This window comes from Chitinophaga nivalis (assembly GCF_025989125.1).
GTDB lineage: Bacteria > Bacteroidota > Bacteroidia > Chitinophagales > Chitinophagaceae > Chitinophaga > Chitinophaga nivalis.
The window spans coordinates 6,857,329-6,881,324 of record NZ_JAPDNR010000001.1 but is presented as its reverse complement, the minus strand read 5'-3'; the positions used below and the strand labels follow the sequence as shown (position 1 = coordinate 6,881,324).

Annotated in this window: 24 protein-coding genes; 16 read left to right on the top strand and 8 right to left on the bottom strand. The window is 47.6% G+C overall.

Annotation, left to right across the window (positions count from 1 at the left end; translation table 11 throughout):
- The gene (locus tag OL444_RS25010; protein WP_264729057.1) at positions 1 to 3,204 is read right to left on the bottom strand and encodes a SusC/RagA family TonB-linked outer membrane protein; all 3,204 of its coding nucleotides are present in this window, start codon (positions 3,202 to 3,204) and stop codon (positions 1 to 3) included.
- 318 nt (positions 3,205 to 3,522) lie between these two features.
- Between OL444_RS25010 and OL444_RS25005 the strand changes: the two genes are divergently transcribed.
- The 4 genes from OL444_RS25005 (at position 3,523) to OL444_RS24990 (ending at position 7,028) form a co-directional block, all read left to right on the top strand.
- Positions 3,523 to 3,840 (top strand): hypothetical protein, encoded by a 318-nt coding sequence (locus tag OL444_RS25005; RefSeq protein ID WP_264729059.1) that lies wholly within the window; start codon positions 3,523 to 3,525, stop codon positions 3,838 to 3,840.
- 176 nt (positions 3,841 to 4,016) lie between these two features.
- On the top strand, positions 4,017 to 5,498 hold the full coding sequence (locus OL444_RS25000) for a c-type cytochrome (RefSeq protein WP_264729061.1): 1,482 nt from the start codon (positions 4,017 to 4,019) through the stop codon (positions 5,496 to 5,498).
- Between the two features lie 18 nt (positions 5,499 to 5,516).
- On the top strand, positions 5,517 to 6,854 hold the full coding sequence (locus OL444_RS24995) for a c-type cytochrome (protein ID WP_264729063.1): 1,338 nt from the start codon (positions 5,517 to 5,519) through the stop codon (positions 6,852 to 6,854).
- Positions 6,855 to 6,860: 6 nt separating this feature from the next.
- Positions 6,861 to 7,028: a hypothetical protein gene (locus OL444_RS24990; protein ID WP_264729064.1), complete on the top strand. Its 168-nt coding sequence runs from the start codon at positions 6,861 to 6,863 to the stop codon at positions 7,026 to 7,028.
- A 122-nt stretch (positions 7,029 to 7,150) separates the two neighbouring features.
- Here OL444_RS24990 and OL444_RS24985 read toward each other — a convergent pair whose 3' ends face one another.
- Positions 7,151 to 7,312, bottom strand: coding sequence for a hypothetical protein (locus tag OL444_RS24985; RefSeq protein WP_264729066.1), 162 nt, complete (start codon positions 7,310 to 7,312; stop codon positions 7,151 to 7,153).
- Between the two features lie 455 nt (positions 7,313 to 7,767).
- On the opposite strand from OL444_RS24985, the gene OL444_RS24980 reads away from it, so the two are divergent.
- From OL444_RS24980 to OL444_RS24965, 4 genes are all read left to right on the top strand, one after another.
- Complete coding sequence (locus OL444_RS24980; protein WP_264729067.1) at positions 7,768 to 7,923, top strand: hypothetical protein; 156 nt, start codon at positions 7,768 to 7,770, stop codon at positions 7,921 to 7,923.
- Between the two features lie 451 nt (positions 7,924 to 8,374).
- Positions 8,375 to 9,589 (top strand): lanthionine synthetase C family protein, encoded by a 1,215-nt coding sequence (locus OL444_RS24975; protein ID WP_264729070.1) that lies wholly within the window; start codon positions 8,375 to 8,377, stop codon positions 9,587 to 9,589.
- 193 nt (positions 9,590 to 9,782) lie between these two features.
- Entirely contained in the window at positions 9,783 to 10,409 is a 627-nt protein-coding gene (locus OL444_RS24970) for a response regulator (RefSeq protein WP_264729072.1), read from the top strand.
- A 398-nt stretch (positions 10,410 to 10,807) separates the two neighbouring features.
- Positions 10,808 to 11,770 (top strand): 2,3-diaminopropionate biosynthesis protein SbnB, encoded by a 963-nt coding sequence (locus OL444_RS24965; RefSeq protein WP_264729074.1) that lies wholly within the window; start codon positions 10,808 to 10,810, stop codon positions 11,768 to 11,770.
- A gap of 116 nt (positions 11,771 to 11,886) precedes the next feature.
- Here OL444_RS24965 and OL444_RS24960 read toward each other — a convergent pair whose 3' ends face one another.
- The 3 genes from OL444_RS24960 to OL444_RS24950 all read right to left on the bottom strand — a co-directional run bounded on the left by OL444_RS24960 (position 11,887) and on the right by OL444_RS24950 (position 13,275).
- Positions 11,887 to 12,096, bottom strand: a complete 210-nt coding sequence (locus OL444_RS24960) for a dodecin family protein (protein WP_264729076.1) — start codon at positions 12,094 to 12,096, stop codon at positions 11,887 to 11,889.
- Positions 12,097 to 12,160: 64 nt separating this feature from the next.
- Positions 12,161 to 12,460: a hypothetical protein gene (locus tag OL444_RS24955; RefSeq protein WP_264729078.1), complete on the bottom strand. Its 300-nt coding sequence runs from the start codon at positions 12,458 to 12,460 to the stop codon at positions 12,161 to 12,163.
- Between the two features lie 182 nt (positions 12,461 to 12,642).
- Positions 12,643 to 13,275, bottom strand: coding sequence for a hypothetical protein (locus OL444_RS24950; RefSeq protein ID WP_264729080.1), 633 nt, complete (start codon positions 13,273 to 13,275; stop codon positions 12,643 to 12,645).
- A gap of 367 nt (positions 13,276 to 13,642) precedes the next feature.
- Here OL444_RS24950 and OL444_RS24945 point away from each other — a divergent pair, with 367 nt between their 5' ends.
- From OL444_RS24945 to OL444_RS24915, 7 genes are all read left to right on the top strand, one after another.
- Positions 13,643 to 14,164 (top strand): 2'-5' RNA ligase family protein, encoded by a 522-nt coding sequence (locus OL444_RS24945; RefSeq protein WP_264729082.1) that lies wholly within the window; start codon positions 13,643 to 13,645, stop codon positions 14,162 to 14,164.
- 207 nt (positions 14,165 to 14,371) lie between these two features.
- Positions 14,372 to 14,587, top strand: a complete 216-nt coding sequence (locus OL444_RS24940) for a class I lanthipeptide (protein ID WP_264729084.1) — start codon at positions 14,372 to 14,374, stop codon at positions 14,585 to 14,587.
- 424 nt (positions 14,588 to 15,011) lie between these two features.
- Entirely contained in the window at positions 15,012 to 17,267 is a 2,256-nt protein-coding gene (locus tag OL444_RS24935) for a sensor histidine kinase (RefSeq protein WP_264729086.1), read from the top strand.
- A gap of 3 nt (positions 17,268 to 17,270) precedes the next feature.
- On the top strand, positions 17,271 to 17,894 hold the full coding sequence (locus tag OL444_RS24930) for a response regulator (protein WP_264729088.1): 624 nt from the start codon (positions 17,271 to 17,273) through the stop codon (positions 17,892 to 17,894).
- Positions 17,895 to 17,985: 91 nt separating this feature from the next.
- Positions 17,986 to 18,315 carry a magnetosome magnetite crystal formation protein family gene (locus tag OL444_RS24925; RefSeq protein ID WP_264729090.1) on the top strand — a complete coding sequence of 110 codons (330 nt, stop codon included), beginning with the start codon at positions 17,986 to 17,988 and terminating at the stop codon, positions 18,313 to 18,315.
- A 35-nt stretch (positions 18,316 to 18,350) separates the two neighbouring features.
- Entirely contained in the window at positions 18,351 to 18,605 is a 255-nt protein-coding gene (locus OL444_RS24920) for a hypothetical protein (protein ID WP_264729091.1), read from the top strand.
- A 2-nt stretch (positions 18,606 to 18,607) separates the two neighbouring features.
- Positions 18,608 to 18,811, top strand: coding sequence for a hypothetical protein (locus OL444_RS24915; protein ID WP_264729093.1), 204 nt, complete (start codon positions 18,608 to 18,610; stop codon positions 18,809 to 18,811).
- Between the two features lie 317 nt (positions 18,812 to 19,128).
- On the opposite strand, the gene OL444_RS24910 is transcribed toward OL444_RS24915, so the two are convergent.
- Entirely contained in the window at positions 19,129 to 20,247 is a 1,119-nt protein-coding gene (locus OL444_RS24910; RefSeq protein WP_264729095.1) for an alkene reductase, read from the bottom strand.
- 89 nt (positions 20,248 to 20,336) lie between these two features.
- On the opposite strand from OL444_RS24910, the gene OL444_RS24905 reads away from it, so the two are divergent.
- On the top strand, positions 20,337 to 21,200 hold the full coding sequence (locus tag OL444_RS24905; protein WP_264729098.1) for a helix-turn-helix domain-containing protein: 864 nt from the start codon (positions 20,337 to 20,339) through the stop codon (positions 21,198 to 21,200).
- Positions 21,201 to 21,279: 79 nt separating this feature from the next.
- On the opposite strand, the gene OL444_RS24900 is transcribed toward OL444_RS24905, so the two are convergent.
- On the bottom strand, positions 21,280 to 22,512 hold the full coding sequence (locus OL444_RS24900) for an alkaline phosphatase family protein (protein WP_264729099.1): 1,233 nt from the start codon (positions 22,510 to 22,512) through the stop codon (positions 21,280 to 21,282).
- A gap of 13 nt (positions 22,513 to 22,525) precedes the next feature.
- Positions 22,526 to 23,989: a SusD/RagB family nutrient-binding outer membrane lipoprotein gene (locus tag OL444_RS24895; RefSeq protein WP_264729101.1), complete on the bottom strand. Its 1,464-nt coding sequence runs from the start codon at positions 23,987 to 23,989 to the stop codon at positions 22,526 to 22,528.
- Positions 23,990 to 23,996: the final 7 nt, after the last annotated feature.

Sequence of the window (23,996 nt, the reverse complement as noted above, 5' to 3'; positions counted from 1 at the left end):
TTAAAGTTTGAGGGTGATGTTCATACCAAAGGTGCGGGTACTTGGCATCTGACCCATTTCTACGCCGGGCAGGATACTGCTGCCATTCATTGCCGCGGTTTCCGGATCAAACATCGGGAAGCTGGTCAGCATGGCGAGATCACGGCCGTAGAAGGCTACTGAAATCTGGTTAAATTTGGTTTTGTTCAGCAAGCGTTTGGAGAGGTTATACTCCAGGCGTACTTCCCTTAATTTCAGGAAGGAAGCATCAAAGGAGTTGGCCTCTACGTTTGCTCTCCGGTAGTATTCATCATAGTAATCAGCTACCGCTACTTTTTTGGTATTGGGAGAATAGGACCCGTCGGGATTTACAACCACACCCTGTCCAACAATCACACCTTCTTCTCTACCGGCTAAGGTATTGGTCAGCTTACCCTGTTCAGACATTTTGTGGTGTGTCTGGGAGTAGATCATGCCGCCATACTGGCCGTCGATGAGGAAGCTAAAACGCAGGTTTTTGTAGGTAAATTCATTGCTGATACCACCTTTCCAGTCTGCGAAAGCCCTGCCGATATATTGTACCTGAGCTGGTCTGGCAGGTACGCCATCCTTGTTGTAGATAATCTGGCCATCTGGTGTTTTCAGGAAACCAAAACCATAGATATCGCCGGTGCTGCCGCCAACTTTGGCAATGATGCTGGCTTCGCCGCCTGTACCGATCAATTGCTGATCTACTGTACCTGCTGCGAGTTCCAGTACTTTATTGGTGTTTTTGGCCCAGGTAATAGTGGTATTCCATTTGAAGTTTTTATTATTGATGGGTTTACCATTCAGCATCAGTTCTACACCTGCGTTACGTACCAGACCGGAGTTGATCCATGCTTTGTTGTAGCCGGTAGACAGGTCCAAAGCAGCTTCCAGGATCTGGTTGCGGGTATTGGTACGATAGTAGGTAACGTCCATGCCTAAACGGTTTTTCAGCAACTGGAATTCCATGCCGGTTTCAAAGCTGTTGGAGATTTCCGGTTTCAGGTTGGTATTATACAGGGTACCACTGGAGCTTACGCTGCCCGGGAAATCGTTGGTCCGGAAGTATTTGTCTACACCATATGGATCGGTATCGTTACCCAGCTGGGCAAAAGACATCCTTAATTTGGCATAGTCAATGGCTTTCGGTAAGTGCAGCAGTTTGCTCAGGATTACGCTGGTACTTACAGATGGGTAAAAGAAAGAGTTGTTGTTGGCCGGTAAGGTACTGGACCAGTCGTTACGACCGGTTACATCCAGGAAGATTTTATCATCATAGGATAAATTCGCAAATGCATACAGGCTGTTGACGTTTTTATCTGCGTTGACCTGTCTGGCGATAGCTGGGTACAGTCCTTTGTCCAGACCATATTCTCCCGGTGTGGCCAGGCCGTTGATATAGGCATTCTGGGCCGTATAGCGGTTCCGCTGTGCGTTACCACCACCGGAAGTGCTCAGTTTGAATTTCTGACTGAATGCATGCCGCCAGGTTAAGAGGAAGTCGGTGTTCAGTTCGTAACTGTTGATGCTTTGTTCTTTATAATAGCCTTTGCCAAAATTTTGGGTACTGAGTGGTCTGCGTTGTGCACGATCTTCATCCACGAGGTTGAGGGCCGTACGTACCATCAGATCCAGGTTCTTGTTGAAGGAATAGGTCGCAGAGAGATTACCTACCACGTTGGCGGAGCGAACGGAGTTGGTCATTTCATACGCAATCAGGTAAGGGTTGTCGATATAGGAGCTGAAAGGGTGCACCTGATCTACCTGTTCTTTTCCTTTTTTCCAGTATCTGCGGTACCAGTTCAGGTCCACGTTCGGATTCTGGAATATCATGAAATAGCTGATAGAGTGGTTATTGTAGCCGGTGGCAGGCAGGTTGTCGCTTTTTTTACCGGTATAGGTACCTTTGGCGCTGATCTTCAGTTTGCTGGTTACATTGTAGTTACCGCTGAGGGCTGCAGACAAACGTTCAAAGCCGGTGTTGGGCATGATCCATTCATTTTTGGAATGGGTAATGGAAGCACGGCCATTTGCTTTGGTGCCGCCTTTTTCCATGGAAACACTGTTGGTCAGGGTGTAGCCATTTCTAAAGAAACCTTTTACGTTATCTTTATAAGCCCGCCACTCGCGACGTTCAGGCGATTGCCCTTCTACTTCCGGATCATACTGGAAATAGTACTGCCCATTGAATTTAGGCCCGAAGGCACTGCTGGTACTATGATTAGCTACCCCATCTGCAGATTTGCCATAAGAGTAATACAGGTCGCTGTTGGGTTTGCCGCTGGTACCAGTACCCTGGCCATATTCATATTGGTAATCGGGCCATTTCAGGATATCGTTTACGGCAATGTTGCTGTTAACGGTAACGCCTAAACTTTTATTTTTCTTCGCACCGGATTTGGTGGTGATGACCAGTGCCCCGTTGGCAGCACGGCTACCATATAACGCCGTGGCGCCCGCACCTTTCAGTACGGTAATGCTTTCAATATCATCCGGATTGATATCATTGATACCGTTACCGAAGTCGATGGGTAGGTCATTGCCACTGCTGGCCTGATAAGCGTTGCTAACACCGGAGCTGGTGATGGCGGTATTAATAGGGGTACCGTCTACGATGATCAGGGCGTTGTTGCCACCTGCTTTCATCGAACGGTCACCACGGAGAATAATGTTGGTGGAGTTGACAGGACCGGAACCAGGAGAAACGAGTGTCAGACCGGCTACTTTACCGGAAAGCGCACTTACCCAGTTATTGGAACGTGCATCATTTACTTGTTTGTCGCCAATGGTCTGGGTGGAATATCCCAGCGCCATCTGGTCTCTTTTAATACCCAGTGCCGTTACAACGAGGGCATTCAGTTGTTTGCCATCTGTACGCAGTACTACATCCACGATACCGGAAACCTGCCAGGGTTTCATGGCTTTCGCATAGCCTACATAACTGAATTCCAGGGTGTCTTTGGCATTGAATAAACGGTCAATCGCCAGGTCGTACTTACCATCCTGTCCGCTGAGAGTTGCTTTGTTGGTGCCTTTGAGTTTTACTGTTGCCCCGGGAAGGGTGAGGCCATCGGCGTCTTTTACTGTGCCGGAAACGTGTCCGGATTGTGCATACGCATTTGTTGTCCATGCAAAAAAGACGGCCAGTAAGCAATACTTCGTTTTGCTCACATAAGTGCTACAGATCGTTGTTGTCATTCCTTATCTCTGTTTTGTCAGGTCGGTGTTCAGTTGGTGTTCGGTGTGTCAGTGCTTGATTACAGGAGTGCTGCTATAGCAATCCCAAAGGAAGTTTCACGATCCCGTATTTTTTATTCGAGCCGCGAAAGTACAAGTTATAGCACGTTAGTGGGGTAAAGTCAGTGTAAACAAATCGTTAAGTAATTTTATGCCGTGATAAATAATAAAGCCGGAAGGGGAGCCACCACCGTATATGTAGCATTATTTTATAACAGGGTGCTGTTTAGTCATACTGTTTATTCCGGCAGAAAATGTAATTTGAACAGATGGTAAAAAATGACAACGATGAATTTTGACCAGGATTGTTTGCGCACAGCCGGCCTGTTACATGCGCCTTCTTTGGAACAATGGCTGGGAGACAGCTGGACATCAGCGGAGATCCGTGCCTGTTATCATACGGCCTGCCGGCAGGTACTGCATGGCCGCCCGCTGATATTACTGCAATCATTGGCAGATATAGATGGTTATTCCCGTTTGTACCAGGCAGGCGACGATTATCTTTTTGAATCCATAGACTGCTGGGATCATTATGTCAATGCCACAGAACCGCTGATGCACCAGATCATAGCGGCTATGGAGGCATTGCGTTCCTGATGTTGCCGTCGCTTTAATGATATGTTATGCACGGATGGTGATATCTCCACGTCCGTTTTTTGAAATGCCAGCCTTTAATGACGAACAAAGCCGGAACGTTTATTGAAACTTCCGGCTTTGTTGTTGCTGGCCGTTCCTGGAGCCAGTACCGAATTTTGTGCTTCAAAAAAGCAGGTATGGATTTTCCCTTATTTCATCTCGACTGGCTCAACGATCGTTTCCTGATTGCCTTCATTGCCATTATTCACGTATTGATCAATCACGGACTGGCAGTAGGATTTATTCCCTATATCACCTGGCTGGAACAAACCGGCGTGAGAAAAGCAGCACCTGACCAGATTACAGATCCTGCCTGGGATGAGATGGTATATAAAAAAATGAAGGTGGCATTTATGATTACCACTACCCTCGGGGCCATGACCGGCGTCGGGATCTGGTTCTCCGCAGCCCTTATCAGTCCGGCTTCTATCGGTAGCCTGATCCGTGTATTTTACTTTGCCTGGTTTGTAGAGTGGACGGTATTTGTAACAGAGGTAGTACTGATTCTCATCTATTTTCTCACCTGGAAAAATGCCAATCAATCATTGGTATCCAAATTACGGCATATCCGTTTCGGCTGGTTCCTATCGTTGTTTTCCTGGATCACTATGGCCATCATCGTGTCTATCCTGGGCTTTATGATGGACCCGGGCAACTGGAACAATGATCACAGTCTGCTGAACGGATTTACCAATCCGATTTACCTGCCCCAGTTATTATTCCGCACACCCGCAGCGATGATATTGGGGGGTGTTTTTGGGATGTTGCTCACCACGGTATTCACAGACCGGGGAACGGCCATCCGTAAGCGGGCGCTGAAAATGGCGGCTGTCTGGATATTATCCTGGATGCCGGTTTGTATAACAGCGGCCGTATTGTATTACCGGGTGATGCCGGCAGCGATGAAAGCCAATATGAGTACAGCGGTGGGAACGATGGAATTTGCGCAGTATTACGATCTGCTGAAATATGTGATCATCGGTGCGTTGGGATTGGTGGTAGTCGTGAGTGTATGGGCATTGATAAAACCGGCGAAACTGCGTTTCATCGTGGTATTGATTCCCTGTATCGCGGCATTTGGTTTCCTGGGGCTTTTTGAAAGGGTGCGGGAATTTATCCGTAAACCTTATGTGATTGGCGGTTATATGTATTCCAACTTATTGCGGGAAGAAGATTACCCCTTGTATCAGCGGGATGGTATTTTGAAACACGCCATCTATACGGCGGCACCGGAAGTAACGGCCACGAATAAACTGACTGCCGGCAGAGAAGTTTTTTTGCTTTCCTGCAGCCGCTGTCATACCACACATGGAATCAACTCCGTGGTGACTGTATTTGAACGGATGTTTGGCGCCGGCAAGCCGCTGGATGAAGCCTCCATGATTGGCTACATTCCCAATATGCATATGGGCCGTACCTATATGCCACCGTTTCCGGGCAACAAAGCGGAGCTGGAGGCACTGGCTGCCTATATCCGTTACCTGCAGCAAACCGGAGAAACATTGGAAGGTGCGCAGGCTGCCGGCGTGACCGTCAGTCCCCTGCAAAATACGATGGCATTACCCGCACGCATAAACGAAGATACCACTACCGTGGCAGGCACGATTACACCACAATAAAAAAATAACAGATACCATATGATGGCTTTATTACAAACAAGTACCCCTGTTCCGAGAGATATTCCGCTGGCACTTCCGTTACCGGAGTGGGCATTGGTGGTGCTGCTGGTGCTTTCTTTTTTGCTGCACCTTATTTTTGTGAACCTGATGCTGGGTGGTTCTATCCTGACACTATGGGCACAGATCAAAGGATTAAAAAACCGGGAATATGATATCCTGGCACATGAGATAGCTAAAACCATTACCGTCAACAAAAGCCTGGCCGTTGTATTGGGTGTGGCGCCGTTATTGAGTATCAATACCCTCTATACCGTATATTTTTATAGCGCCAATGCCCTGACAGGACTGATGTGGATTTCTATTATACCATTGGTGACCCTGGCTTTTCTGCTGACGTACCTGCACAAGTATACGTGGCATCAACTGGAAAACAACAAGCCGCTGCATATCACTTTTATTGCGGCTGCCGTATTGGTGTTCCTGTTTATTCCGCTCATCTTCCTGGTGAATATCAACCTGATGTTGTTTCCGGAGAAATGGGGTACTATCAAAGGTTTTGTCAGTGCGTTGCTGTTGCCGAATGTATTTCCCCGGTACCTGCATTTCATCTGTGCTTCTCTGGCGGTCACCGGCTTGTTTTTATTCTGGTATACCCGCCGGAAACGTTATCCGTTTGAAACATACTTTACACAGCTTACCCGGTATGATGTACAGAAAAAAGCTTATTCGCTTACGCTTGCCGCTTCTTTGCTCCAGCTGATGATTGGGCCGATTGTACTGATCACGCTACCGGCAAAAGGGGTGAAGTGGAACCTGATCGTAGTCATTGCAGCAGGTGCGGCGATTGCCTTACCGGCGATGTGGCGCATGTGGAAAGCGATTACCGGTCCGCCGGAAGACATACAGCGGCATTTCGGTAAAGTGGTGATAGCGATGACCCTTACGGTGTTATTCATGGGAAGCGGCCGGCATATATATCGTGCCAATGCATTGGCTACCCACCGGCAGCTGGTAGCGGAGAAGACGACTGCTTTTGAAGCCATGTCGGCAACAGCACGCAGTCATGCCCGGGAGGAGCAGGCCGCCGCGGCGCCACCGGCAGCAACAGATCCGGTAGCCAAAGGCACTGCTATTTTTAAAATGAACTGCAGCGCGTGTCATCATCCGCAGCAAAAGCTGATAGGGCCGCCTGTTAAAGAGATGGCGGGTATCTATGCGAATGACAGGGAAGGACTGAAAAAGTGGATCAAAGCGCCGGGAAAAAAACGTGCCGGATATCCGCAAATGCCGGGCTTTCCGCAGTTGTCGGCAGCAGAACTGGACGAATTATCTCAATATATTTTATCCGTTAAATAATGAAAAATGTCTGTAACCGTATTTACTTCCGCTATTGTATTATTGTTGCTGGCCATTGTCCGGCAGCTGATATTGCTGTATTCCACTTTTATCCGGTTGCACAAAGACAATGCTTTGTGCCAGGTACGCATAAAAGAAGAAAAAGAATATCTGCTGATTAAAGGACTTTATTAGCACTGCCTGCAGGGCTGTTTCCGGGAAGATGTTACGGGCCATCTTCCCGGAAGCAGTTTTGTTGTTTGATGAAGTAGCCGTGTTGTTTTTTCTTCCGGATAGCGATCTGCGATTCATGGTATCTATGCAAAAAAATGGTAGATCACCCGTTGATGTTTACGCTGGTTGGAGAGTAATAGTATGTTCAGGTACTTATGGATATAACTGGCGGGCAGTGAGTAGCGCTGGTCCTGTGCAGCTACCTGTTGCAGTGATATGCCGTCTATATTTTTCCGAGCGGGCATGGAAAAATGCGGCGGCTAAAACTGTTCCGGAAAGTTAAAGGGAAGAAGCGGTGTGTATACGAAATAAAAATCTTCGGCTATCATCATGATCGGCATTCAGCTGCAGTGATGGCATGGTGGTTGTCTTATGCTGATGAACGTGGCCGGTTTGTAAGGGTAAGGGTATCACGGAAAAACGTGATCTTTTTTGCTGCAAAATAAAATCACGTTTTTCCGTGATCTTATTTTATCCCTTTCTGATTAATTTTAAACTAGTTTATAAAGAATGCTATTTGCTTTTGAAAAACGGCCACCACAAATTGTTTCGCGTTATAAAATGAACACTTTGAAAACTGTAAACCTTTGCCCTATTCACCCTCATAAATATAAATTCTGTTGGCACAGACACCATGCTGCCATCTGTCACATATTCTAATATATATTTTTATTTTTCACAACGTTAAACCTTTATTTTTATGAAAAAAGCACCAGCAAAAAAACTGATCTTAAGCAAAGTTACTGTTTCCAACCTGAGCCTGGCCAACGCAGATGCAGCAAACGAAAAACTTCCAACAATCAATGGTGGTTGCAGCATGCTGAGATGTACACCTCCTTCAACAAAAGTTTGCTAATTCAGTGATGAAGCATTGAACCTGTATCTGCTGAAGCAATCAACCTAAAAAACTGTACCTCGGAAAATCAGGGTCGCCAATCTGGGCAAATCAGCACAGGATGTAAAAGGCGGCAACGCTTTTAGGACAAGTCTGGTTTGTGGCGTATAGCTGTTAAGATTTCCTGCCTTTGTCAGGGAGCTCCGGTTTACAGTGAAGATTCCTGTATCTTCTGATGGAGATTCACAGAATTATGATTATCTTGGAAAAGAGAAAGAAAAAAACGTGCGATCCGAAGAACCTGCATCGCTTATTTACGTGGAGGTACCCCGGTTTGCAGTGAGGTTTCTGCTCATTTTTGTACGATAGTGACATAATTTTATTTCATAGATACCATGCATGGCAAGGCATGTACTTATAAAACAGTACATGTTTTGCCATTGCAGTTTTCAGTAAGTTGAACCCTACACATATGGATAATAAGCAAGCGGCTGCAGCGGTATTGCAGCAGATTAGTCAGGTATTGGACGATATCGTTACAACGGACACGTATCCGGGTTTATTGGGCGGGTACACAGGATGTGCACTTTTTTACGCTTATTATTATCAGTTAACCGAGCGCGATGAGCACCTGGAAAAGGTACATGCATTGATTCTGAAAAGTATAGAAGCATTATCTGCGGAAGCCATGAGTGTAGCGCATTGCAATGGTATTACCGGTATTGCCTGGAGTATTCAGCACCTGATTGAACTGGGCTTTATTGAGGAAGATGATATCGCAGATACTTTTTCAGAAATAGACCTGATTGCCGGTAGATTTCTGACGGCAGAACTGGCGGAAGAACGGCTTGATTTTCTGCATCAGGGCCTGGGAATTGCCTTGTATTTGCTGGAACGATTGCCGGCAGAACATGCGGCCACGCATCTGACTGCACTGGTACAGCAGCTGGAGCAGCAGGCCATCCCGCTGGAGCATGGTATCAGCTGGAGAGATAATTTTTCTGCCACCAGCCGGGAAGAGAAGGAGCAGCCTGTTTTTAATCTGGGGCTGGCCCACGGTATGCCTGCTATCATCGCCTTACTGGGTCGGATATACGAAAAAGGGATTGTACCCGAAAGAACGTTGCCATTGATTGAAAAAAGTGTACAATGGTTGCTGGCAACGCGGAATAAAGAAGTCCCTGCCGGTGGCGCTTTGTTCCCGGTTATCGTGGATAGGAACAATGTGGCGATCAATGGTACACAAAGCCGGCTGGGTTGGTGTTATGGCGACCTGGGTATTGCAGCTGTACTGTGGCAGACAGGGGTACGTACAGGCCGGGAAGATTACAAAACGGAAGCACATCTGATATTTAAACATATTGTACAACACAGAAATGCAGAAAACGGCAGCATCAACGACGCCTGTTTGTGTCATGGCAGTGCCGGCGTAGCCCACATGCTACTGCAGGCCTTTAAAGCTACCGGCGATCCGCTGCTGCAACAAGGAGCTGAGTTCTGGCTGCAAGCCACCCTCAAAATGAACACCTGGGAAGACGGCCTGGCCGGATACAAATTCCTGCATCACCCGGATTATGTCAACAGCCATAATGTACTGGAAGGCATAGCTGGTATCGGACTGGCGCTGATGAGCTTTGTAGACGATAATACCGTGCCTGCCTGGGATGAATGTTTGTTGATGTCCTGATGACTGTCTGTATAATAAAATTGCCAACAAGGAGCGCGCAAACCATGCTATCAATTTCCCCTTCGACTTACTGCTGAGCAGTATGTTTTTTTTAGTTATATTACGTTTATTCTGTGAGTACTTTTAATTTTCTGTTCGCCCGATTTAGGCTATGCCATAGCATATGTTAACGTTACAGCAAACCTGAAAAACCATGATCCGCGTTTACTTTGTGGATGACCATCCATTAATACTGGAGGGGCTTCACTCGCTACTTTGCCTTGAGAAAGATATAGAGCTGGCGGGGCAGGCCAGAAATGGCGCCTCCTGCCTTAAGTTTTTACTACATCACCCGGTAGATGTGATGTTGTTGGATATAACCCTGTCAGACATCAGTGGCGCAGACCTGTGTGCTACTATCAAAAGAAGATACCCACAGGTGAAAGTCCTGGGACTGAGCTATCAGAAAGAGAAAAAACACCTGCAGGACATGATGGAAAACGGCGCCAGTGGTTGTATGCTTATTAATACCAATAAGGAAGAACTGCTGACGGCTATTCATACTGTACATGCCGGCGGAATTTACCTCTCACCGGATGCGGAGGAAACCTTGCATGGCCCGTTACATAACGGGCGTGTACATACGCCGCATGTGACTAAAAGAGAAAAAGAGGTATTGTCGCTGATCGCCAACGGGAATACCAACCTGGAGATTGCAGAGAAATTATTTATCAGTGCCGATACGGTAGACAGCCACCGTAGAAATCTGTTAGGGAAACTAAAAGCCAGAAATACCGCCATGCTGATTAAGTGCGCGATTGACAATCAATTGTTATGTTGATGTAATGCTTTGTTGATGCAGGTTTACAAAGAAAATGAGCGCGTCTGGAAGTGAATATGTTGAAGAATAATTTTTTATTTTGCCGTTTTTCAATATTTTGCTACTGTTTTTGTTTGTTGGTGGTTGCCGGTTCGCTGATACCAGCGCCAGCTATGCCTTCCTATGAGACATCGATTAACCCAATGGGCCATGGCGTTGTTTTATAGTCAACATCCCATACCTGTCATTTTTACAATCACACCTTCTTTTCATGTGTAGACTTTTCTGTTGAACAGAAGAGAAAGAGACGTATTGTAATACTTTGTTACCCATTGTTGTAGTGGACGTGTAATACGTCGACTGCGACATATCCGCGCATCATCATTCATTATCATTTTTATCGTAAAAACTCAATAACCATGATTTATCTGGGCACAAATGAAATACTGACAGTTGGGAAAGACTGGAAAGAACTGGTAAATATTATTAGCGATGCAACGGTACTGATCCGTGAAAAAGATTTTGCACAGCCTGTAAAACCTTATCTACGGTACCGGGACCTGACGAACCGGATTATTGCCATGCCGGCTTATGTGGGAGGAGACGTAGCGATGGCAGGCATCAAGTGGATCGCCAGTTTCCCATCGAATATTGAGCGTGGCCTGCACAGGGCCCATTCGGTAACTATTTTGAATGAAGCTGACAGCGGCGTGCCGATTTCTATTTTCAACACCACCCTGATCAGTGCTATCAGAACGGCAGCCGTCTCCGGGTTTTTCCTCACTGAGATGAAACGGCGGCGGAAATTCCGGAAAGCACTGAAAATAGGGATCGCCGGTTTTGGGGTCATTGGCCAGATACACCTGGAGATGTTGCAGGCGGTGCTGGGCGACGCCATCGGTGCAGTTGTTCTGTACGATATACGTCCGATAGCTGCTGAAAGTATACCGGCGGATCTGGATGTTACCGTCGTGTCTACCTGGGAAGAAGCCTACCAGGATGCGGATATTTTTATTACCTGTACCGTATCACCGGAGCGATATATTAATATTCCCCCCAAAAAGGGTTCATTACAACTAAATGTTTCCCTACGTGATTATCTCCCTTCATTATTACCATATATGAGCTATATTGTAGTGGATAACTGGGAAGAAATCTGCCGGGAAAATACAGATATTGAAAAAATGCACCTGGAACTGAGCCTCCAGGAAAAGGATACGATTTCTATTCCGGAACTTACCCTGCCGGGCATTCTGCCACAGATCGGCGTCGATGATGTGGTGATGTTTAATCCCATGGGTATGGCCGTATACGATATTGCCATCGCTTCCTATTATTACCGGAAGTCTGTGGCCGATAACATCGGAATTCAGTTGCAGTAACAGGAAATCAGCCACCTGTTGATTGTTGAGGGAAGGCCCTTCCGCTACCATGCTAAACGGTGGCGGAAGGGCTTTCCCCGTATCAGGCCTTTGTACCGGATAAACGATACGGGTGGCTACTTGTCAATGTCTACCCGGAAAGAAATCTTACTGATAACACCATATGAGGCTACCTTGCCGTCTTTGATGTGTACTTTAAAATCCTTGATGTACAAACTGTCTATATTCCGGACGGTCTTGGATACTTCAGCAACCGCCTGTTTAATGGCATCTTCAAAACTTACTTCAGAGGATGCAATGACTTCAATAACTTTTACAATAGACATAATAACAGGGTTTATGGTGAATAAATGTTGCCGTTTTCATCCTGTTTCCCTTCCGGAAATATATTTACTGTGCCCTGTTCTCATAATAATCCCGGTAGTCGTCTCCATCGGCGGTATCATCCGCTATCAGGTTGTTTTCCTCGGGCACTCTTTCCGGGTGTCTGGGCTTATAAGCATTTTGAGTGGTATAGTTATCTATGATGTCCTGTAAGGGCGAGGCGCCTGTTGTTTCCGGCTGTTGCGGCTCATCCTGATCCTTTGCTGCTGCAGGTGATACGGCAGAGTGCTGTTTTTTGACTGCTTTCTTTGCTGTTTTGCCGGGTGTATGTGGGTGCGTTTGCTGGTTTGCAGAAGACTTTGTCATAACATAAACATTTAGTAAGCGGAAATAGTTGTTAAACGGATGCCCGTCAGGAAGATGTTGTAACAAGTATTTTTTGCTGATACGAAGTCTATCCCAATACCCGATGGGCTGTTCCCGTATGTTTTTAATGTAGCGGCAGATTTTACCTGCCCGCTGCCTATGCATGTTAAGCAGCAACATCGTCAGGTGACAGGCCCGGACTTTAATAATCCGTTGACCAGTTTTTTCCATTGCACTTTTGAGAATCCGAGTATAGCGGTGAAGCCGATGAGCAGATTTCTGAGCTTGTCGGTAAAAGCCCTGACGGTTGTATTAGGTATTTCATTCCTGCCAAATACGCTGGCGATGATTTTATTGCCTTTCTTTACTACCATAAAGGAGCTGGAGGCATAAGCCCGGAAAAAGTGCGCGACTTCCTTATGGGCATGTGCCGGCGCCGGGAAAGGACGCACGCGCATACCTATATAGGCCAGCGCATCGTTATCATTTTCGGCCTCCTGTATTTGTTCAATACATACCCAGTCATAACCTTCGCCGGTATCGGTGCCTGGTGCAGGAATCTTAACCCGGATATGGTCTCCTTCCCGGGCATGGCGGCGTAATAGCTTTCCATTTTCATCCACGAGGGTAAAGGAAGCCGTAAGCCCTCCGCTGAACTCCTGCCAGTGATTGACATCGAGGAGCCTGTCTTTGGCTGTCTGATAAATCATGCCGGCTTCTGTAGCGTTGCCGCTGGTACGGGTGCTGGACGTGTTGGATTGTCCTCCTTTCTTCTGCGGAGGAATCAGTTGCGTAGCAGATAAGGACGTAGTCATGGCAAAAGTATTTGAGCGGTTATTTACTTTTACGGGATTGCGCTCAACAACTATGCCTCTGTGATAATAACCGGAAGCGGAACAGACCCCGTGAAAGGTGCATGTATAAAAGATTGGAAGGCATCGTTATCGGATGATGGCAACCGCCGGATCGTCTTTACTGCCACCGATATGGATCAGCGCGTAGCGCAATTTTTTACCCATCTTCTGGAGCGGCTGCCACAGCCTTATTGTTCAGTATGTTTAGCGGAACGGGATGATGGATAACGGCATTTGTGCGCTGCCAGCATAGGTTGTAGCCGTTACGGGCCTGGTGATAAAAAGATCAGGGGGAAAGCTGTAATTTCGCTCCGCGAGAAAGCTCCTTATGCACCATAAACCATTAATCATCACGCTGGATATTGACGAGACGCACAGGCATTTTTTTAATGCTTTACGGCAGGCGCATTTTCCGAATCATGCCAACTATCTGGATGCACACCTGACTTTATTCTATCATTTGCCATCCGGAGAACCGGCGATTTATGATATCCTGCGCAGCATGGTACAACGCCCTCCTTTGGTATTGACCGTAGACGGCATCGTGAATTTTGCTAACGGTGTGGCCTATACGATACAGTCCGACGACTTACAGCAATGGCATGCTGCCATGCAAACCGCTTTTGATCCCTGGCTGAAACGGCAGGACCGGCAGGTATTACGGCCGCATATTACTATTCAGAACAAAGTCACTTCCTTTAAAGCACAGCAACTACATACACAACTCAAAGAAACATTTGTACCCTTTACTATAACGGGGATTGGCATACGTACCTGGTTGTACCTGAGAGGACCCTGGAAAGAAATTCATCTCACCAATGGCGTACCCGACTTCCGTTTCCGGTTATAAAAAACAGGGTAACAAAGTGTGAAAAAGAACGGCTTGCAGCAATACCGCACCCGCTTTTATTAATTTTAAAGTGCCTGGCATGATGGCTATTCCCAACAGCTATCTGTAGTTATCCTTACCAATATCTCCTGAAAAAATATACTGGTAAGATAGCCGTAAAAGGTAAGTCACCTATATTTTATCATGTAATCCCACAAAATGTTACGTATGAAAAAGAAAACACTCCTCCTGACCAACAAACTGTCACTGCACAAACAAACCGTGGCTGACTTAAGCAACGATGAGCAAATGTTATTGATGGCCGGAAACGGGGCACAGCAGACTTCACCGCATGTGATCAGCCTGCCTGTTTGCCTGCCGCCCACCCGGAATATCTGCAGTCCGCTTTGTGTGCCTACGCTGAGATGTCCTGTTACCGCGTAAAGAACGTTTACCTGAGACAGCCCGCAGCAGTGGCTGTGTTCAGCTAATCCTGTAATTTGCCTTATGCTGAGAGGGAAATGGTGATGTATTGCCATTTCCCCTTTTTTATGTCTTGTTGATAGGAAACAGAAAAACCACTATGGACGCATGCGCCATAGTGGTATGGGGTTAAGGGGGCACTTTTTTGGGTATATTAATCTCTTATGCCGGATGATTTGATGACACAAAATTAGCTCGTTGCTCCCTGATAAAATATCCCCGGAAACAGCCATTTATCTACCCCGTCAAAGCGACGAATACCCCTGTAATCAGGGATTTTTGGTGGCAACCCGTTCAATGCATCTTTATAATATTATCTTTATGGCCGTATTTATTTTTGTAAAACAGTAAGAAGCAGGGCGTCAGTAAACAGCCCGGAAGCGGCATGAAGGAACGAACACGTTTTATATATCATCTCATATATCGTATCAGTCTGTTGTTGCTGTTGTGTACCGGTTTCCGGATGATGCCCGTGAGGGCACAGGAAGGAGAAACGGCCGACAGTTTAAAACGGGTGCTGGCCAAACCGCAGCTACCTGCCGGCGAGCGGGTACTCGCCATGGCAAAGCTGGCCAATATTATCTATTACCGGAAAAGCCATTCCGCGGCTTTTCAAATGATGGAAACTACCCTGCAACTGGCCCGTTCCCTGAAAGATCCACAGTACCGGTCATTCGCCTATGCAGTACTGGCTACGCAACACAGTGCAGATGCTGCGCCGGAAAAGGCCCGGTTGTATATCGACAGCGCGCTTACTTATAGCCCGTATATCCGGGATAAAGTCATCAAAGGATATGTGATGTATTGCAACGGGTGGTTGCTGGAACGGGAAAACAAACCCCAGGAGGCGGTAGCTAGTTTTTTGAAAGGCATCGCGCTGCTGGATAAACAAAACAACGGCTTATACCTGAGTGCTATTTATGGTGAACTGGCGGGCATTTATGATCAGTGGGCAGATGTGGCGATGCAGGAAAAGTATGCCCGGCTGGGTTTTGAGGCCGCCACCGGCAGTCATTCTCCGGAAGCCATGGCAGCTGCCAGTAAAAATCTGGGTACCAGCTTTATCAATCATTTCAGAAACGATACTACCCGGCGCGACTTGCTGGATTCAGCCCTTTATTATCACAGGCAGGCCATGCAGCTGGTACGGCGGAACGAAAATAAAATCACCCATTTGTCTGAAATGGCAGCAACGGCCGTGAATATAGCCGGTATCTACAAATCGTATATGCCTGCCCGTTATCGAGATACTGCTTTGTATTACCTGGACATGGCCATTGCGCTGGGGCAGAAAACCAACGACTACCTGACGTTGTCGCGGAGCTATACCATGATGGCGGCTTACGCCCTGGAGAAAAACAATGATGCCTATGCTGAATCGCTGATCGGCGCCGCTATTATGGAGTTGTATAAAGAACCCATCATCGACAACCGCACCGAAATCCGTTTCAACGAAATACTGGCGCAGATTCATGAAAGAAGAGGCGATTTGCCGGAAGCGCTACGTTATTACAAACAATACATCAATGCCTACACCAATATTTTTAATGGTGATAAAATGAGTTTGGGTAAACGGCTCGAAGCTCAGTATGAAGCCGCCAAAAAAGAACAGGCCTTGCTCGAAGCCCGCTACCTCTCCGATAAACAGGATAAGGCACTGACAGAAGCGCGTTATGAAACCGGCAAAAAAGCGCAGGCACTACTGGTGGCACAGTTTGAAGCCAGCTTGAAAGACAAAGCATTGCTGCAGGCCCGGGTAGAACAGGGAAAACAGGAGCAGGCACTCACAGCTGCCCAGCTGCAAGCAGCAAAGAAGGAGCAGGAACTGGTGGTGATGCAACAAAAAATAGCTTTCAATCACAGGTTAAATCAGGTATATATTGGCCTCTCCATCGCCAGTTTACTGGCGGTGTTACTGTTGGCCTACGCCTATCAGCAACGCTCTAAAACCTTAAAACAGGCGCAGCAACTGCATCAGCTGGAGGTAGATAAAATCAGGCAGGAACACCGCATTTCGCTGTTGTCGGCCATGCTGGAAGGACAGGAACAGGAACGGACGCGACTTGCCCGCGACCTGCATGACGGATTAGGCGGATTATTATCTGGTGTGAAGATTGAATTGTCGCAACTGGTGTTGGTAGCAGAAGGAGAGAAGCCCAAACATATTGTAGGCCGTACCCTGCATCACCTGGATAACGCCGTGGATGAACTACGCCGGATAGCACGCAGTATGATGCCGGAAGTATTATTGGTATACGGGCTGGGAGAAGCCACCATTGAGTATTGCAATGGCCTGAAGAAAACAGGTATTCCAGTGGCTTGCCAAGTCTATAATTATCAGAATGACATGAGCCATTCGCGGCAGATTGTGTTGTACCGCATCATGCAGGAGCTGATTAATAATGCCGTTAAACACGCTGCTGCCACCCAGATATTCGTACAGTTACAACAACGCGATGGTATGTTGTTTCTCACCGTGGAAGATGATGGCTGCGGATTTGATACGCGGCAGCTGCAGCACCTGAAAGGTGCGGGCCTGGCAAATATACAAGCCCGGGTGGAATTGCTCAACGGGCGGCTGGATGTGGAGTCTGGCGTTGATACCGGCACTACCTTTACGATAGAATGTTCAATTATATAAATTATGATCAAAGTAGTAATTATAGATGATCACCCGATTGTGCTGGAAGGGTTGAAAAACCTGTTGTCCAGCCAGGACGATATAACCGTAACCGGCTATTTTGATACGGGGATGGCGGCACTGGCGGCATTGGATAAAGCCATGCCTGATTTGCTGTTGCTGGATATCAACCTGCCGGATATCAGTGGTCTGGATTTGTGTAAACAGATCCGCCGCAAAAATAAAGACCTGAAAATAATTGCGTTGAGTGTGCACAATGAAAGGCCGGTGATAAAAAGCATGTTGCAGCAGGGCGTGAACGGATATGTGCTGAAAAATTCTGTAGGTGAGGAAATTATTCATGCCATTCATGAAACAATGGATGGTCATACCTATCTGTGTCCGAAGACACAGGAAGTGCTAAAGAATAATACCGAAGGCGGACTGGTAGAAATACCCCGTATTACCCGCCGGGAGAAGGAAATACTGGAGTTGATCGGGCAGGGATGTACGACCGCGCAGATAGCCGCACAACTGTTTATCAGTATACACACAGTAGAGAGTCACAGAAAAAATCTCATGGGAAAATTTGAAGTCAGCAACATGACGTCTGTCATCAGACTGGCAACAGAATACAATCTGTTATAACAGAATTGGCTGTTTTCAGGGATATTGATATCGTGCGGTAAGCAATAATTTTGCTGAACATTAATAATCGTTTACATCTTAATAAAAAAAAATGGACAAGAAAACACTGGCTATCGTTTCCTACATCACTATCATCGGATGGGCAATCGCGTATATTCAATTTAATAAAAGTGAGTCGAAAGATGCACTGGTACGGTATCATCTGAAACAGGCACTGGGTGTAGCTTTAATTAGTATCGTTATTTCATTGGTGGTGAATCTGCTGGCTCATTTTTCACCTGCTTTTGCTACGATCGCCTATGTACAATGGGGCGTGCTGGTGTTATGGATACTCGGCATCCTGAATGCCAATAACGGACAAATGAAACCGGTACCGGTCGTAGGACGTTTGTTTGAAGACAAGTTTATTTTTCTGAACTAATCCGTTATCTTGCTGCTCCTTTAAATGCCGGCTGTATGCAGAAAATTGGAACCTATATCGCTATACTGGGCCTGTTGGCTATTGTCATGAACCTCTTTAACTATGTACCACGCTTGCTGGCAGGGATTTACCAGTGGGGAAACGGCGTTGCCTGGAGCATCCAAACGGGCCTCGTGGTATCAGGGATTATCCTGTATATGTTGGGTGGGCCTTCCGGTGAAAAGGCAAGGGGGGCACGTTGGTATTTTTCCGGACTATCATTTTTCCTATACAACTTTAATCATTATTAATTATGCAAAAAATCGGTGCGTACATCGCTATTCTGGGCCTGCTGGCTATTGTCATGAACTTCTTTAACTATGTACCACGTTTGCTGGTATGGATCTACCAGTGGGGTAACGGTGTTGCCTGGGGTATCAAAATCGGACTGGTGGTATTTGGTGCGGCCCTGTATTTACTGAGCGGATCATCCAACAAAACAAACGATGCCCGTTAAGTGCATCTGATTGGTGTGCTGTCGGTTAAATGTATTGTGTTGTCATGCGTAAGCTGATGTGTCGTGTACGCACTGTTTTGCTGCTGGTCATGTGTAATGGATATGTACAGCGAACAGCTGTACAGCAGGGAAAAGAGCGTGCGGCTTATCCACTTGATATATAACGGTATCTGCAGCAACTGCAGGCAGCTGACTACCGCTTGCCCGATAAGCTGGCAGCCAGCATGCATACAGTCATTGAACTTTTATATCTGTAACCGGATACAATTAAAAAATGAAGAGAGGTCGTTTCTGTTATGGAAACGGCCTCTTTTTTATTAATCTGCCAGGAGGGTATCGGCATGCGTGTGGGGATAGATAGCCGGATAATCAATATAACCGGTATTACCACCCTGATAGAAAGTGTCTTTATCAGCTTCACTCAACGGGGCATTGTGCCGGATACGAGCTACCAGATCGGGATTGGCAATGAATGGTCTGCCAAATCCGATGAGGTCTGCGAGACCGGCCTGCAGGGTAGCTTCTGCGGTATCGGGTGTATAGCCGCCGGCCAGAATGAGCAGGTTGCGGAACCGTTTGCGCAGGTCTTGCACAAAGGATGCCGGTATAGGAGGTAAGCCGTTGGAAGACTGATCGGAGAGGTGGATATATGCGATATCCATTTGTTGCAGGGCATCCGCGATATACTGATGGGTAGCTGCTTCTTCCGGGTAGGCAGGCAGGTCGTTGAGGGTGGCAAAAGGAGATAACCGGATGCCCGTGCGTTCCTTGCCGATAGCAGCGCTCACCCCTTCCATAATTTCCAGGAGGAACCGGCTGCGATGGGCGATGCTGCCGCCATACCGGTCTGTTCTGCGGTTGGTATGGGGATGCAGGAATTGCTCCGGCAGAAAGCCATGGGCGCCATGTATTTCCACGCCATCGAATCCTGCTGCCATGGCATTCCTGGCGGCCTGTATGTGCGCGGTTATATGGGCCGCTGCCCCGGCGGTGGTCAATACTTCCGGTACTGGTACGGGGAGATGCAGATCGCCCGGCACGCGTACTGTTTCTGCCGCCTGCACGGCGGAGGGAGCTACCAGCGGTGCTGTACCTTCCTGGTTCAGCGGATGGCCAATACGGCCGGTATGTACCAGCTGTACAAATATTTTTCCGTTCCTGGCGTGTACGGCATCGGTGACCCGTTTCCAGGCGGCTATTTGTGTATCGTTATAAATACCCGGTACATGCAGATAGCCGTTACCGTTAGCTGCCACGGCTGTATTTTCGGCAATGATCAATCCGGCGCCGGCTCTTTGTGCGTAATATGTGACGGCATTTTCACCCGGAATACCCTGTACTGCCCGCCGTCTGCTCATCGGCGCCATGACGATCCGGTTGGGAAGGTGAAGTGCCGGTGTAACCAGCGGTGACAGTAATTTTTCTCGCTTATTCATAATGGTTATGTTTTCCGGGATCAAAATTACAGCGGGCGGCTACGCCGGAACAGTGACAAAGAAGGGTTTGTTTTGTAATTTTACAGGTTATGGAGCATAAAGCACTACATCAGCCGTTTGAACTGTATGTATCAGATATGGAACATTGGCAGGAGCGCCCGCTGATCTACCATTTTTTTGAGATTGTGCAGATACTGGAGGGGAGTGGAACCCGTTTGGTGAATAACAATACGTTTACGTATAAAAAAGGGTGCATCTTCCTGTTTACGCCCCTGGATTGCCGCGGATTTGAAACAAAAACGCCTACCCGTTTCTGTTCTATCCGTTTCTCGGAAGTATTCCTGGGACAGTACCGGCATGCGGCAGACCGGGAAAGGATTGGTCACTGGCTGAAACAACTGGAACATCTCTTTTATCACCATAACCGTTTCCGGGAGATCCTGATTCAACAGCCGGGCGACTGCCAGATGATTACTACCCTGATTCATAATATGATAGGGGAGTATGAACAGAAGCCATCCTATCATGAGCAGAACCTGCAACACCTGGTGACATTGATCCTGAATATCCTCGTGCGTAATGTGCATGATCATGCAGACACCGTTACCGGAGAGGAGGCTACAGAGCCGCTGATCAATGGGATGCTGCTGCATATCCGGCAACATATCAGTGATCCGGAAAAGCTGCGGGTAGATTACCTGGCACAGCATTTTAATCTCTCCGTCAATTATGTAGGAGAGTATTTCCGGAAGTTTACCGGTGAAAGTTTACAGCAGTATATCACCCAATATAAAATACGCCTGGTGCAGCAACGGCTGGCCTACAGTAACCTGACGGTGAGCCAGATTGCCGGTGAGCTGGGCTTTTCAGATGAGAGTCACCTGAGCCGGCAATTCCGCAAGCATAATGGGGTAAGTCCGCTGGAATACCGGAAGAATGCCCGGCCGGCATAAACGCATGCATAGCATGGATAATAAGAAGGGGCCCTCCACACCATGGAGGGCCCCTTCTTATTATATACCAGTTTTGTTATTAAGGTGTTTTGATCACCCAGCGATTCACACTGTTATCCGGTCCTTCCAATACAATTTTATAAAACGCGGAAGGTTTGTTTTTGACAGCGATAACGGCCTGTTGCTGCTGCAGGGATACTTCCCCGGCCAGCTGGTAGTCATCTTTGCCCCCGGTTTTATACTGATTGGTAGTGGTCAGCCAGATTTTTACTTTCCCTTTCTTTTCCCAGGCTTTCCAGGAAAGATGGAGGGAATCGTTTTGCAAAGTGGCGGTTGGATGAGATAATGAAATCTTCCCGGTTAAAGGCACACCGTCCAGTTCGCGGGCATCAGCGGGCGGAATGGGGATGTGGAGGAAGCGGGCGATGGTAGGCATAATGTCCACAATACCCGGTTGTGCATTTTTGAAATAGGGATGCAGGTTACGGGCATTGGTGACCATCCAGGTGGTACGTTCCCGATCGGATTGTCCGCCGTGGTGGTGCCCACCAGCTGCGTCGCGGCCATGATCTGTGGTGATGAATACCTGCCAGTCTTCCCCAAAGTTTTTCCGACGGTAGTTGATCGCCGCCCAGATGCGGCCAATCTGGTTGTCGAGCATACTGATGGCGGTATCTAACCGCTGGCCGTCGCCATAGCGGTGCCCCATATCATCGGTATATTCCAGGTACACCCAGGTAAGATCGGGGGCGTCGGTGCGGATATAATCGGCTGCTGCAGACACCACTGCTTCATCAATGAGATGGATGTACCAGCTGTCTTTATCATGCGGGAAACGGCTGGTGTCTTTTTCCAGGCCATCCACATAATGATCGGTTTTCAGGTAGCCGGTTTGTGGCAGGTTGTCGCCCACCAGTTTGGTGCGGTTATCCAGCCAGGTAGAGAAGATCGCTGTTTTTTTATCCGGCCGGGCTGCTTTGAAAAACCGGAAGATACTCTGGTAGTGATAGTTCTGGGCAGCGATGTCGTTGTCCCACACGTTATGTTTATTTACCCAGGTACCGGTGAGCAGGCTGTTGTAGCCTACAGCCGAAATGGTGGGCGTCTGTGAGTAACCTTGTCTTTCTCCACCTACATAAGCGCGGGTATAGCCACCTTCAGCGGCAATACTGCGGAGGTGCGGCGTAGGTTGTTTTTCGATTACATCTGCCGGAATACCATCTGCAATAATGAACAGGGCTTTTTGTTTTTGCTGGGCCATCAGAGAGAGGCTGCAAAAGAGGCCTGCGGAAAGAAAAATAGTTTTTATCATCGTCCTGCTGCTTTTAATCTTTTATGAGTAACCACATCACTGCATTGATATCATCTCCCTGCGGGAACTGCCGGGCAATGGCGGCGGTCACGTTGTCCCGGTTCAGGTTCAGTTCATCTTCCGGATACATCCAGCGTTTGGGTATCCGTTTGTTGTTCAACACCCCGTTGCCGGAAACATCGAATACGGGAAGGCCTGTACGTCGTTGTTCATAGAACAGCTGCCAGCCGGAGTTCATAAAAAAGCTGATGTACTTCTGGTTAAAGATAGCTTCCATTTCCTTGCCGGGCAATAGTTGTACGGCAGGCTGGGCTTTATAGGCGGTAATATCGGCTGCGGGTACTTTGTAATGCTCCATGGAAGCCTGGATACCTTTTTTATAGTATTCCTCTGCATTGCCGCCAATCCATTTCCGTACCACCCCTTCTGCCAGGATAAACTGCAGTTCGGCGTAGCCGATGGCAATACCAGGTTCGTTCACCGGATCATTGTAATACCGTTTCGCAATTTTGGATACCTGCCCGGCTGTAACACGGCTGGTATTTTCATCGATGGTAGCGCTGCCTTTTGCACCGCCATAGGCGTTGAAGTCGTTGTCGGGTAAAGCGGCTGACTGCGGCGCTTTCTGGGCGAAGCGGAACAGGCGGGGATCTCTCGTTCCTTTCAGCAGGTTCACAAATGTTTCTTCCAGGTAGTAAGCTGTTTGCAGATCATTGCTATTATAGAAAGGGTAGCGGTTATCTTTCAGGTCTACATATACCAGTTGACCATTGTCCTGGTTGCCGGTCATCAGCGGGTATTGGCCCGGGTTGTTGACAATTTCCCGGAAGCGTTGCTGTATGCCCAGCTTTGCATTGTTTTCTTTCAGCGAAAGACTCATCAGGATACGCAGCGAGAAGGTGTTGATCAGCTGTTTCCACTGCTGGATTTTACCACTGTAGACGATGTCGCCGCGTATTTCGCCGGCATCTGCTGTCAGTAGGTTATTAGCTATTTTCAATTCATCCAGGATATGGAGGAAGATGGTTTCCTGTCTGTCGTAAGCAGGCGTGAAGCTTTTGGATTCTCCCTGTAACGCTTCGGAATAGGGGATGTCGCCATATACGAGCGACAGCCGCATGAAAAGGTAAGCCCGGAAGAACTTTGCCAGCGCAAGATAGACCGGTTTATTGAGGCGGGTGGCTGCCTGTTCCATTTTCACTACCTGGCGCAACTGATCGAAGTCGCCGAAACCGGCGCGCTGCCAGCCATAATATTGATTGGCGCTTACCCCATCGGTATTCACCAGTTGTCTGGCAGCCAGCGGACAGGAAGTGCTGACTTCACTGAAGGTTTTCGCTTCAATACTGGTCAGTAATAAGTCCGGTGTGCTTTCGGTGGGTTTGTTCGGATCGGTCTGGAAGTATTCGAATTTCTTACAGGCGCCCAGCGTTATCAGCAGGGAGCAATATAGGATGGCAAGTGATCGCTTTTTCATGATAATA